General features: G+C 36.1%; 13 protein-coding genes and 1 tRNA gene. 5 read left to right on the forward strand and 9 right to left on the reverse strand.

What is annotated here, in order from left to right:
- Positions 1 to 539 precede the first annotated feature (539 nt).
- From ACKTTZ_RS16885 to ACKTTZ_RS16895, 3 genes are all read left to right on the forward strand, one after another.
- On the forward strand, positions 540 to 917 hold the full coding sequence (locus ACKTTZ_RS16885; RefSeq protein ID WP_034697564.1) for a VOC family protein: 378 nt from the start codon (positions 540 to 542) through the stop codon (positions 915 to 917).
- Positions 918 to 1,370: 453 nt separating this feature from the next.
- Positions 1,371 to 1,583 carry a hypothetical protein gene (locus ACKTTZ_RS16890; protein ID WP_034697565.1) on the forward strand — a complete coding sequence of 71 codons (213 nt, stop codon included), beginning with the start codon at positions 1,371 to 1,373 and terminating at the stop codon, positions 1,581 to 1,583.
- A 141-nt stretch (positions 1,584 to 1,724) separates the two neighbouring features.
- Positions 1,725 to 1,809, forward strand: a tRNA-Ser gene (locus ACKTTZ_RS16895).
- Between the two features lie 284 nt (positions 1,810 to 2,093).
- On the opposite strand, the gene ACKTTZ_RS16900 is transcribed toward ACKTTZ_RS16895, so the two are convergent.
- Together ACKTTZ_RS16900 and ACKTTZ_RS16905 are read right to left on the reverse strand one after the other, a co-directional pair.
- Positions 2,094 to 3,074 carry a sterol desaturase family protein gene (locus ACKTTZ_RS16900; protein ID WP_407846077.1) on the reverse strand — a complete coding sequence of 327 codons (981 nt, stop codon included), beginning with the start codon at positions 3,072 to 3,074 and terminating at the stop codon, positions 2,094 to 2,096.
- A 14-nt stretch (positions 3,075 to 3,088) separates the two neighbouring features.
- Complete coding sequence (locus ACKTTZ_RS16905; RefSeq protein WP_407846078.1) at positions 3,089 to 3,736, reverse strand: lysoplasmalogenase; 648 nt, start codon at positions 3,734 to 3,736, stop codon at positions 3,089 to 3,091.
- A 489-nt stretch (positions 3,737 to 4,225) separates the two neighbouring features.
- On the opposite strand from ACKTTZ_RS16905, the gene ACKTTZ_RS16910 reads away from it, so the two are divergent.
- The gene (locus ACKTTZ_RS16910; protein ID WP_034697570.1) at positions 4,226 to 4,678 is read left to right on the forward strand and encodes an Hsp20/alpha crystallin family protein; all 453 of its coding nucleotides are present in this window, start codon (positions 4,226 to 4,228) and stop codon (positions 4,676 to 4,678) included.
- Positions 4,679 to 4,730: 52 nt separating this feature from the next.
- Here the strand turns inward: ACKTTZ_RS16910 and ACKTTZ_RS16915 are convergent, their stop codons facing one another.
- The gene (locus ACKTTZ_RS16915; protein WP_034697567.1) at positions 4,731 to 5,519 is read right to left on the reverse strand and encodes a PhzF family phenazine biosynthesis protein; all 789 of its coding nucleotides are present in this window, start codon (positions 5,517 to 5,519) and stop codon (positions 4,731 to 4,733) included.
- A 375-nt stretch (positions 5,520 to 5,894) separates the two neighbouring features.
- Here ACKTTZ_RS16915 and ACKTTZ_RS16920 point away from each other — a divergent pair, with 375 nt between their 5' ends.
- The gene (locus ACKTTZ_RS16920; protein ID WP_407846079.1) at positions 5,895 to 7,490 is read left to right on the forward strand and encodes a tail fiber domain-containing protein; all 1,596 of its coding nucleotides are present in this window, start codon (positions 5,895 to 5,897) and stop codon (positions 7,488 to 7,490) included.
- Positions 7,491 to 7,714: 224 nt separating this feature from the next.
- Here ACKTTZ_RS16920 and arsB read toward each other — a convergent pair whose 3' ends face one another.
- From arsB to ACKTTZ_RS16950, 6 genes are all read right to left on the reverse strand, one after another.
- Positions 7,715 to 8,749: an ACR3 family arsenite efflux transporter gene (gene arsB / locus ACKTTZ_RS16925; protein WP_407846080.1), complete on the reverse strand. Its 1,035-nt coding sequence runs from the start codon at positions 8,747 to 8,749 to the stop codon at positions 7,715 to 7,717.
- Positions 8,750 to 8,751: 2 nt separating this feature from the next.
- The gene (locus ACKTTZ_RS16930) at positions 8,752 to 9,363 is read right to left on the reverse strand and encodes a low molecular weight phosphatase family protein (RefSeq protein WP_034698854.1); all 612 of its coding nucleotides are present in this window, start codon (positions 9,361 to 9,363) and stop codon (positions 8,752 to 8,754) included.
- Between the two features lie 19 nt (positions 9,364 to 9,382).
- Positions 9,383 to 9,856, reverse strand: coding sequence for a DUF6428 family protein (locus tag ACKTTZ_RS16935; protein ID WP_034698852.1), 474 nt, complete (start codon positions 9,854 to 9,856; stop codon positions 9,383 to 9,385).
- Between the two features lie 77 nt (positions 9,857 to 9,933).
- Positions 9,934 to 10,263, reverse strand: a complete 330-nt coding sequence (locus ACKTTZ_RS16940) for a helix-turn-helix transcriptional regulator (RefSeq protein ID WP_034698850.1) — start codon at positions 10,261 to 10,263, stop codon at positions 9,934 to 9,936.
- A 182-nt stretch (positions 10,264 to 10,445) separates the two neighbouring features.
- Entirely contained in the window at positions 10,446 to 11,387 is a 942-nt protein-coding gene (locus tag ACKTTZ_RS16945) for a 3',5'-cyclic-nucleotide phosphodiesterase (protein ID WP_034698848.1), read from the reverse strand.
- A 126-nt stretch (positions 11,388 to 11,513) separates the two neighbouring features.
- On the reverse strand, positions 11,514 to 12,635 hold the full coding sequence (locus ACKTTZ_RS16950; protein WP_407846082.1) for an agmatine/peptidylarginine deiminase: 1,122 nt from the start codon (positions 12,633 to 12,635) through the stop codon (positions 11,514 to 11,516).
- Between the last annotated feature and the right edge of the window lie 34 nt (positions 12,636 to 12,669).

Genomic DNA, 12,669 nt, shown 5'->3' on the forward strand with positions numbered 1-12,669 from the left:
GTTTCCCAACAATAATTTATCCCAAACTTTCAAAGATTAGCTCAACGCACAAAGTTTTTTGAAATTATTTTGAACCATTAAGGAACTTTGAAGCTGTGAAGGAAAGTTAAGGAAACATCCAAGATGTTTTAGAAAGTGTTGTGTCTCATCTTAATATTCTTAATTATTTAATTCATCTTAATGGTTTAATATAATACAATGTTTCAGAAGATTTTCAGCAAGTATGGCTTAAGTTACAATGTTCTCACAGATCATGCAGATTGCGCAGATTTTTTTCGTAATAATTTATCCGCTTTATTTGCAAAATCAGCGAGAGACTTAAAATGTGCAGTCATCAATTTTATCGGAGATAAAATCCTTGCGCCCTAAGGCCGTAAATTTTTTCATATTCTTAGCGACTTTGTGTTTTTCCAACAAACCTTCTCAAAAATTATAGAAATCCTTAAACACCTAGCCAAAACATTGATATATTTGTGAAGTTGCAAAACGTACTGTATTTGCTCGTAAGAAACTGTCAACTGAATAAAAACGAATAAAAAATGAAAAGAGTAACCGCGATTGGAGGAATCTTCTTCAAGTGTAAAGACCCGGAACAAGTAAATGAATGGTATAAAACCCATCTGGGATTACCTACGAGCCCATACGGCGCCAAATTCGACTGGAAAGATGAAGAATCCGATAAGAAAGGATATACGCTGTGGAGTCCTTTTAAGGAGTCTACCCAATATTTCGAGCCTTCTGCTAAAGAGTTTATGATCAATTATCATGTAGAAAATATCGAAGCATTAGTAGAAGAGTTAAAGAAAGAAGGCGTAACGGTACTGGATGAAATTGCAACGTATGAATATGGAAAGTTTGTACACATTCTGGACCCTGAAGGAAACAAAATTGAATTATTCGAACCGGCAGGAGAGTAGCCACCTTATTTCCAAGAAAAACTGCTGAAAACCCGCATTACGACTTATATCACAACTGAAGACGTAATGATTCCCCTCCTCCGGAGGGGTGGCGAAAATTCAAAGAATTTTTGACGGGGTGGTTTTCTCATCACACTTTTCCACATTGTCATTCTGACGAAGGAAGAATCTTATTGATATGTGAGATTCTTCCTTCGTCAGAATGACCGTTTTACTGTATTGATGTAATTTTTAATCCAAAATATAAATCTTCTTCTCCTTAAGATTGAATCCCAATTTTTTACCCAACCAGTTGATAATCGTTTTGCCTTCATAAATAAAGCCTCCTACAAAAAACACAGCAGGTTTTGATGTATTCCAGTATTATTTTATACTTATGCATTCATATCTATTCCTGAAACCGCTTTATACCTAAAGTAAAATCCCTAAATTTAGCCTCAAATCAAAAACAAAATGGAAACAAAAATCATAAAGGTTACACACGTTACAGGAACTTATATCATCGAAGTTCCCAATGGAGCACTTAATGACATGAAAACCCAATTGGACAAATGCCTTAACGATGAACAAGGTGCTATTGTAGTGAAGGGAGAAGATGGAGATCAGTTTGTATACCCGTCTGATTTTTTAAAAAATAGCTTTATTGCTATTGTTGATCGGGAATAGGTGAAGTTTTTTGAAAAATAATTCCCTTGATTTCTAGTCTATTATTAAGTTTTGTTAAAATTTGTGGGGGAAAAGTTTTGCAGAAATTAAAAATCGTTCTATATTTGCACCACTGAAAACAACGGTATAGCCGGAGTTTAGGGAGAGTTGGCAGAGTGGTCGATTGCGGCAGTCTTGAAAACTGTTGACTGTAACAGGTCCGGGGGTTCGAATCCCTCACTCTCCGCTTAGGGAGACGTTTATTTATTAACGTCTCCTTTTTTTATGTCCTAAATTGCTTGATTTCCGGTCAGCTATACCGATCCATTGTAATGGCTTCATCAGCTACACGGCTGAAACGGTCAAGCTGGTCTACAACCAGATAGTTTACTGTTTTATGATGCTTGGTTATGAAATCTTTTAGTTTTATAAAATCAGGACGGTCAAATGTTATAGGTTAGATTATTCTTGCTTGCTATGAAAAAATTACATCCCTGACGAGAATCGTATTTGTTGCATGCAAGACAACCATCAATTCATTTTTTCTTCTAATTCCCGCTTCAAAGTAGAAATCCGCTCATCTTTATCATTATGATGCCAGCCCGGAGCATTGAATATATACCCCAATTTCGCTTTCCATGTAGGTGCATTTCGGGCATCCTTTATCATATTTCCAAACTCATCAAAGACAATATGAAAAACATTATAAGTGTGAATGTTATGATAGATTCCGTATTCCGTCGTTTTCTTTTCTTCCGCTTTGTACGTGCCGAAAAGATGATCCCAAATCATCAAAATACCCCCATAGTTATTATCTAAATCCTCAATTTTTCGAGAATGATGCACTCGATGGTTGGATGGAGAATTGAATACTTTGTCGAACCACCCTAATTTTCCAATAGCATTGGTATGCGGCCAAAATTGAAAAATCAAGTTAAATTGATGCATCATAGCAATCATAATAGGATGAAAACCAATAATGATAAAAGGGATATACCAAATGTCTCGATATATGATTTCAAACCATCCTTGACGCAATGCAATAGCAAGACTCAAATGAGTAGCCGAATGATGATTGACATGACCTGTCCAAAATAATCTGATTTTATGACTCAATCGATGATGCCAATAAAAACCAAAATCCTGAACAATCATAACCAATAACCAAAGCCACCAGTGATCTGCATGCCATTTTAAAGTGAAGAATTTGTTGAAATCTTTGATCCTGAAAATATCAGTAAGTCTAAAATGATTGTAAATCCAAAAAAAGTAGGATAATGAAATAGCTTTCATCCCAAAGTCTAACATTACTGCCCCTATCCCCAATCCGATACTCGATACATTATCTTTGATGAGTCTTTTTGTGAATACTTTTTGAGGAATCTGATACAAAAATACTTCCCCTAATATCAACAAGATAAATACAGGAATAAAATAAGTAACAGGATCAGTAAAATCCAATGGGCAGAATAGCCCAATACTATGAAAAAATCGGTTATCTTTTCTTTTCATAAGTCTTGATTTTATCAAATAATTCTGTTCTTTTTTTCAATACCAACCACTCCCAACACCAACATCAATTGGGCTAAAACATAAGTAATCATCACAACAAGTTCTTTCCCAATACTATGCTGTACAAACATATTAATGGCCAATACGGAATCTGATATTACAAACAAAATAGCTCCTAGGATTAGCAATGAAGAATAAGTACTGATACTAAAATACAGCATCGTAGCAATGGTAATTCCGTAGATCACCACGGGTATCTTCATTTCGTTTAAATAAGGATATATATAGTAAATAAATGAACCTAAATACAGAAAAACAAAGGGAAGCCAACTCCATACATTTTTCTTTTTAATCTTAAAAAAATAAACGATGTAACAAATATGAGCCAACAAAAAGCTTCCCAAACCAGGCATAAATCCCCATCCAAATAACAAAAACACATCACCCAAAAAGCTCAAAATTAATCCAGACAAAAACCATTGGTTTATCCGAAATACATTTTGTTTAGAATAAGTAAAATAAAACCAGATAATAATAGGTAACAACAGTGGCTTGGTAAAAAACCGCCAGGAACTATGATCCATAGCTATAAATACTAAATCAAATGCAAAAACAATGGCAAGAAGGACTAATAACAATTTGATATTGACAGATTTTATCATGGTACTATTTTATTGCAATCTTTTAATTATCTTTTTTCTTGTTACAATATGGATATCTCAGGTTTGCACCAAGTCATTCTATATGTGACACTTAGCTCAGATTGTTAAATTACAAATAAAATTAAGATAAAATACTTTTGAAATATAAAAATACAATGCATCACACTTTAGTTTATTTTATATTTTAGAAATAGACTATTATTGGAAATATTATTTAAGTTTATACGGTTTAATCACATCTTTTCCAAAGTAATTTTCGAATTTTTTGGAAAATTCTTCATCCTTGGACTTTCGGATTGTATGACTACTATTAAAAATATTTAATATTCTAAGGATCAAGGTTTTGTGTCATAAATACTGAAAAAATGACAGAAGATCGGAAAAAATTTCACTCTTACTCCAATGGTATTTTTTTTGTGAATGTTTATGTACAGCTGGCCAGCGGACGTGTTTTTTAATGATTGTTAAACTTAATTAAAAATGATTGCAATGAATAATCTAATAAGAAGAAACGGAAACAACAATTTGGGCTTTTCAAATGTCTTTGATGATTTTTTTGGTCGTGAACTTTTTAACTGGGGCAATAACAATTACTCATCTACCAGTACAACCGTACCATCGGTAAATATAAAGGAGAACGGAGAGGCTTATGAAATTCAGGTTGCAGCACCAGGTATGGATAAAAATGATTTTCAGATCAGGCTGGATGGTAACCTGCTTACTATTTCATCAGTGAAGGAAGACCGTAAAGAGACAAAAGATGAAAATTTCACACGAAGAGAATTCAGTTACCAATCTTTCAAGAGAAGTTTTGAGCTTCCAAAAGATGTTGTAGATCAGGATAATATTAATGCAGAATATGAAAATGACCTTTTAATGTTAACCATCCCGAAAAAAGAAGATGCGAAGCAGAAACCACCAAGAATGATTGAAATATCATAGAAATAACTACAAAATTGGCTACCAAAAGAGAAGCCAATTTTTTTATATTCTCTTACTCTACCCAGAAATATCCCACAGAGTATGTCTTGGCTTTCCCTGCCACAATTACCCTTTCATTTTTGTTCTCACAATAGAGCTGTCCGCCTCTTTCAGAGATCTGGCGGGCAAAAAGCTTCTCTTTTCCTAATCTTGATGCCCAGAACGGGATGAGTGAGCAGTGCGCAGAGCCGGTTACCGGATCTTCAAGAATAGAAGACTGTGAGGTAAAATATCTTGAAACAAAATCACAATCAGTGCCTGTTGCTGTCACGATAACTCCGCCCGGATCCAGATTGATAAGATCAAAAATGGACCTTTCAATGTGGATATTTTTTACATCGTCTTCAGAATCATATACCAGCACATAGTCTCTTGCTTTAAAGACTTCCTTAGGCTGTATATTGAGCGATCTGGATATAATATCCGGAAGAGTAGAGGCTTCGGGCATTCTTGATGGAAAATTCATATAATACATCCCATCTTTAACATCTACCGTTAATTCATCACTTTTTGTTTCAAAAATAATTCTATCACCCGGATAGTGTAAAATGGACATAAGACAATGAGCGGTAGCAAGAGTCGCATGCCCACATAAATCCATCTCTATTTCCGGGGTAAACCATCTCAGATGAACACGATCTCCATTGTCAATAAAGAAAGCGGTTTCTGCTACTGCATTTTCACGGGCTATTTTTAAAAGGATTTCATCGGGTAACCAATTTTTTAATGGAACAACACAAGCCGGATTTCCATGGAAAATAGATTCTGTAAAAGCATCTATCTGATATAATTCTAACTTCATAGGTTGTAAAAATTTTGTGAAGTATAAAGATAATTCATTTTCATCATGAAGTTCCCTGATATTCCTGAAAAAATTATTTCGGATTCTATTTTTATACAAATAAATATTGACTTTTTATGATCCTGTTTTGTAATAATTTTTCCACATCAAAATGGAAATTTCTTTACATCTATTTTTTCAAAAAGGAGTTGTGAAAATTTAGCTTTGTACTAAATAAAAACGGGAAACAATGAAAAAATATAATCATGATTTTCTTCATTCAAGTCTTTCGGGAAGACCCATGGCTGAAGTTTTCAATCTCTTGAAAAGGCTCTGAATCTGCAATTGCTTTCCTAAGATTTCTTCACTTTATTAATAACTCATAATCAAATAATAATGTTTAAAAACTTTACTACATTATCAGTAGCAGTGGCTTTGCTCTCTTACGGTATTGTGTCTGCTCAAAGTGTTGGAGTCAATACAGCTCAGCCTGGATCAACACTTGATGTTAACGGATCTTTAGCTGCAAAATACAGTGCTGTTACTTCCGCAGCGTATACAATGACTTCTGCGGATTTTCATATCTCGTATAACGGAACTACCAATGCTGTTTTTACATTACCGACAGCAATATCTGGTACAGGTAATTTCAAAGGCCGTATGTATACGATCAGAAATAATACGGCTTTTACCATTACAATAACTCCTGCAGTTTCAGAAACAATTAATGGTAATGCAAGTATGGCAGTAGGTCCTAACCAGAGCCTCCAGCTTATCAGTACAGGCCTTACGGGAGCTGCTTCTACATGGGATATCTCAGGAAGTGCAAACGTAACGGCAAGCAACGGGCTTACAGCTGTAGGGCAGGAGGTGAGACTTGGCGGGACACTTTTGCAAAATACAGCGATTGATTATTTGGACAAAGCATTATATTTCAGAAGCAATGTAGATGGTGCAGGACTGACATCCATCAGCAATACGAATTCAGGTACCAATGCTTCCGCTCTTTTAAGGCTCACTAATGATGTGGGAAGCTCTATGGATATGTTTCTGAACTCTTCTACCAAAACAACAGAAGGTGGAGCTAATGCAGGAATCATAAACAATATAGGAGGAGCGCTAACGATAGCGGGAAATAATAATGTTGCCCAGTTGAAGCTCAGCCAGGCCAATGGAGGAGATTATCTTTTTAATGGAGACAGAAAGCTTAACTTCAATGGAGACGGTGATATTACAGCTTTTGGGGCTGCAGGTAATTCTGTGAATGCTTTCAATGGTCTTCTTACTTTAAAAGGAAACAGCAATAATCCTGCATTTGCTCAGGTAACAGTTGGTACTACAGGTCTTAGGTATTATTATGGTAACAGCGTTAACAGTATGCTTGACATTGATGGTAATGGAGATATCAATATGAACAGACCGGAAGTTAGCGGGATTGGAGGAAATAAAGTGGCGGCCACCAAAGGACATCTTGATTTAAGCGGATACAACACACTGAATGGCTCTGTAACCCAGATTTATCTTGGAGCGGAAGGATTCAAATATAGTTATAACGGAAGCACTAAAGTGACAATTGACGGTAACGGATTGGTAAGTGCTGCAGGTGGTTTTGTCAATACTTCGGACATGCGTTTAAAAACTCAGGTTAAAGAAATAGGGTATGGTCTTACTACCATTATGGCATTGCAGCCGAAACAATACGAGCTATCTGCCAATAACCAGATTAAAGAAGGTAAACCGGCAGTGAATCCTACACAGAAGACCCAGCATAAAATAGGATTTCTGGCACAGGATCTTTATAAAGTAATTCCTGAAGCGGTCTATAAACCAAAAGATGATACCAAAGAAGCCTGGGCTGTTGACTATGCTTCACTTGTTCCTGCCCTTACAAAAGCCATTCAGGATCAGCAGGCTGAAATAGAAGAGCAGAAAGCCAGGATTAAAAAGATGGAAACAGAAATGGAAGCCATCAAAAAGAAATTAGGATTGTAATAAACAGGTACAATATTTTGGATTTAAAGGTATTGCATTTCCGATTCTAAGAACACACGTTAAAAAGAATACCTTATTCTGTTATAATAAAAACAATCCCTCGGTTTTTATTAAAATATTCCAGGATCCAGGGTTTAAAATTCCCAAATTTTTTATTTTCCCATACGTCGCAAAAGCCTGCAGATAGCAGGCTTTTGTATTTTATAAATTAAAACATATTCAGCTTATTCTTGATACCATTTCTTTTTCATAAATAAACTGGCTTTTACGAGAAGTATCAACACGGGAACCTCTACCAATGGACCAATCACGCCTACAAATGCCTGCGGTGAATGAATACCAAAGACCGAGATGGCCACAGCAATTGCCAGTTCAAAATTATTTCCGGTAGCCGTAAAGGTTATAGATGCATTTTTATCATAAGGGACTTTTAATGTTTTGTTGATCATAAAACTTATAAAAAACATCAAAACAAAATAAATAACCAATGGAACGGCTACTTTGATGACATCCATTGGCAATTCCAGTATTTTAGAACCTTTTAAGCTAAACATCAGTACGATGGTAAATAACAAGGCATACAATGTCACAGGAGATATCTTAGGCACGAATTTTCTGTTGTACCAGTCTGCGCCTTTTGATTTAATCAGAAAATAACGGGTAAGAAAACCGGCCAGAAAAGGAATTCCCAGATAAATCAATACGCTTTCTGTGATATCCCTCATAGAAACATTCACATTAAAGCTTGCCAGACCAAGTTGATTGGGAAGTACATTGATAAACAGCCATACCAGAAAACTGTATGTGAACACCTGAAAGATGCTGTTTAAGGCCACCAACAATGCTGCATATTCTCTGTTTCCTTTGGCGAGATCATTCCAGACAATAACCATGGCAATACATCTGGCCAATCCAATGAGAATTAAGCCTGACATATAATCAGGTTCATGTCTTAAAAAAAGGATGGCAAGACCAAACATCAGAACCGGGCCAATAATCCAGTTGAGAAACAAAGAGATGCCGATTACTTTTTTATCTTTAAAAACCAATGGCAGAAGAGTATAGTCAACCTTAGCCAATGGCGGATACATCATCAAAATGAGTCCGATGGCCAGAGGAATATTGGTAGTACCCACCGACTGTGAATTGATAATAGTAGGAATGGCCGGGAAAAAATGTCCCAAAGCAATCCCTATCCCCATAGCCAGAAAGATCCATAAGGTAAGATAACGGTCAAGAAATTTTAATTTGGGTTGCATGATTATCTTTTGATTTTAGAAAAAACATAAAACATTTCTTCTGCAATTTGTAAGCTTCTTTCAGTATACACTGCTGCCTGTTCCGGTGTATTATCCGAAATCTTAGGATCTTCAAATGTGATCGGAATTCTTTTTTCCGCACCGGGAATAAAAGGACATCCGCCATCTGCCTGCGAACAGGTCATAATTGCTGCAAATCCCGAAACAGGATTGTACGGACTCTCGTATTTTTTTGAAAAGCCAATTATTGGAAGGCTGTTCTCATCATATTTTATAGCATATACAGGATTGGTTGTATCGGCAATACTGAAAATTGAAAAGCCCTGTTCTGCTAAAACTTCTGCGATCTTAGGAAATAATGCTGTTGTTTCCGTTCCTCCGGAATAGCAATGGACTTGCGGAATGGTAAAGAAAGAAGCTGCTGCCTGTGCCCAAACCTGTGCCAGATGGCTTCGTCGGGAATTGTGGGTGCAGATAAAATTCAGATTGATTTCTTGGCTATCATCCACTTTTTGCTGGATAAAACTGATCAATGGTTTCAAAACCTCTTTTCTATCGGTATCTATATTTTCCCATTTCAGAGAGTGAACCGTATTTAATAATTCTTGATACATAATATTTTAATAAAATTTATTAGCAGCATCCTGATCCCGGAGTGCAGGCTGATGTTGGGTTTACAGATAATTCAGACAGATTTTTCTTTTGTTTTTCGGAAGGAATTCCGCAGGCTTCCTGTGCAAGGCAGGCTGTTGTTTTATTTTTCAGGACAAAGTTTTTTCCGTTAAATTCAAGGTCATATTTTCCAATGGTTTCTCCCTGATATTCAACTTCAATTTCGCTGTCTTCTATCCCGAGTTTTTCTTCAGAAAGCTGAATGATATGAAGCAGTTTTCCTGGTTTCAGGCGGTGTTCATAGTCATCGGCATCCCATAACTGGAAGTTGACTGTTTTTTCATTTCTGATTACCCCGCCGCAATCGATGAAGTTTTTAATACTCTGTCCCACTTCCGTTACATGGAAATGTTCAGGGACAAAACTTCCGTTTTCTAATTGAAATTCAACATTTTCCAGGGTGGGAAGAATTTCTTTAATTTCTGATAGTCTCATAGTAGATTAAAATTTAGTGTTATAATTTATTAATGTTATATTGCAATATTGCGATATATTGATTCAAAAAAAATGCCTTAACAGCATTGTTTTATACTAACATCCTGATTAAAAAACAGGTTGAATTCATTTTGAAACTGCTTCCATTTGCTTTCATTAATACAGTAGCATACGGATTTTCCTTCAATAGAACCTTTGATGATTCCTATATTCTTCAACTCTTTTAAATGCTGAGAAATGGTAGCCTGTGCCAATCCAAGTTCTTCAACAAGATCATTACAGATACACGCTTTTTGATTAATGATATACTGTAAAATAGCGATTCTTGCCGGATGTCCCAAAACTTTAAGCAGAGAAGCCAGCTTATTTTGCTCGTCAGTATAAATTTCTGTTTTAGTAACTCCCATTATTGTATTTTATATTGCAATATTACGATGATAAATTAATTAAGCAATGAAAAAATTTCATAATTTTAATTGTTGATATTTAAATTGCTGATTGTCATTGTTTTAAAATTTAATAAGATAGTTGATCATGTATGAAAATAAAAAAGATGAAGCCTGTTTTTGCCTCATCTTTTGATGTATTGTTAGGGTAAACTAATCTTTTTGCCTTGTTCAGGGAAAATGTAATTTACTTTTAAAGGATTGTTTTTCAATAATTCCTTTTTAATAAGCTCTGGATTATCGCCTGTAGGTTTTCTGTGAGTAACCACGATGTTGAGACCCTTAAGGCTGCTTTGTCCGGTTTTTTCTTTGAGTTTGCTCAATTCCTCATTCAGCAGATTAGGAGTAAGGTGTCCAAACAGAAGATGTTCTGGCTGACTGTTGGGGAAAGAAACTTCAATTAATATCGTATTGAGCTGTCTTTTTTTAACAAGAGGAGCTGCCATGTTCCAAAGTTGATCCAGACGGTCAGATTTTTCTATACGGTCAGCACCTGTATCTCCAAGGTAAAGCAGATAGTGATCATCTCTTCTTACCAATGCAGCACTGCTTTTATAAGGATTTACGTGACTTAGTTCATAGCCTGTTATAAAAAAAGGTGTTTTAGGCGCAGGAATTTCAGTTCCTGCCTGCAACTCATTATAATGGTATTTTCCAAGGATAGGTTTCTGTCCCTGATCTGCAAAATTGATCCAGGTATCTGTAATAAAGTAATGATTCTGCAAGATTTGAATCACAGGAGCTATAGCGAAAATATCCTTCTTAGAATCAGCCGGAGAATTGATGATAAGGCCGGATAAATGATCGAGATGACCGTGGGATACAAAATATCCTTTGATCTGATCTTTTAAAACTGTTTCTGCTGATCCTTCAAGACTTTTCAGTTCAATCGCTTTTCGGATTCCGGCATTTACGGTACCGGCATCAAGGCAGAGATATGCATTGTCTTTTGGAGCGCCTACCAGATAGGCTGATAAATTGTCTTCCTGCTCACCACCATATATTCCTAAGGGAATTACATCAAAATTTTGTGCCTGGCAAACAATATTCAGAAGAACCAATAAAGAAAGTGCTGTTTTTTTCATAATACGTATAATAGAAAGCCATCTTTTTCGGGATGGACAGAGCAAATTTACACTATTTTTTGATGACAGAATCTCTGAATCAGTAAAGCCTGCTGAAAATGAGCAGGCTTTATTTTGACTATTATTTTATTGAGGCTGTTGCTGGGTGACGCAATGCACCATTCCTCCGTTGGCGAATAAGTTACGACAATCAATTCCAACTACCTGTTTGCCAGGATAGAGCTGTTGGATGATGTTGTTGGCAACTGCATCATTCGGGTCATTATAATTAGGAACCAATACACGGTTATTGGCAATATAATAATTGATGTATGAAGCGCGGCCTACATTTTTCCCGTAAGTAGTGATCACATCATTTCTTGTTAAAGGCACTTTTACAAACTGATAGGCAGCTCCGGTTTTTGTGGTTGCATCATACAGTTTGTCAATATCTCCATTGGGAACCTGCCAGTAGGCAAGATCGTCCGGATTCATTGTAATAATGGTAGATGAATTGGTAAATCGGGCAAAACCATCGATGTGCATGTCGGTAATATCCAGACCGGCTTTTCCATTCAACCATATAAATTTGGTGACACCAAGATTTTTAGTAAATATGGCTTCTGCCTGTTGTTGCGTCATTCCCGGATTTCTGTTATTATTCAGGATAGAACTTTTACAAGCCATCAACACTCCGTTTCCGTCAATTTCCACGCTTCCTCCTTCATTAATCATGACGGAATTAAGATTGATTTTTGGAATATTCGTATCTGCTGATATTTTAGAAGGAATTGCATTACATTTGCTGTAATCTGCCTTATTTCCCCAACCGTTAAATCCCCAATCCTGAATAAATAACTGTCCGTTCTGATCTTTTACATAAATAGGACCGTTATCTCTTACCCAGAAATCATCTGTAGGATAAATTTTGAAGTTGATATTGGTAAGAGGAACTCCTGCAGTGTTGAGTAGCCCTACAATACGACTCTTTTCTGCACCGTCATAAGCAATAATGTGAACTTTTTCACTTTGTACAAGCTCTTTGGTCATGGCTACCCAGGTGGCATCCAGACGGTTTCGGTAGGTAGTTCCGTATTGATACTGGTGTGGCCACTGAAGCCAGGTTCCTTCATGGGTTGCAGACTCTTCAGGCATTTTATAAAGAGCTGTTGCAGGGTTCACTGTATCCGGATTCTCTATAGGATCTGTTTGAGAACAGGAAAGTAGAAGAGCGGGTAATAACAGGAACATGATTTTCTTTTTTTGCATAATTGATCTATTTTTAACAGGGCAAAATTAGATC

The sequence above is a fragment of the Chryseobacterium sp. KCF3-3 genome (genome assembly GCF_045865955.1).
GTDB lineage: Bacteria > Bacteroidota > Bacteroidia > Flavobacteriales > Weeksellaceae > Chryseobacterium.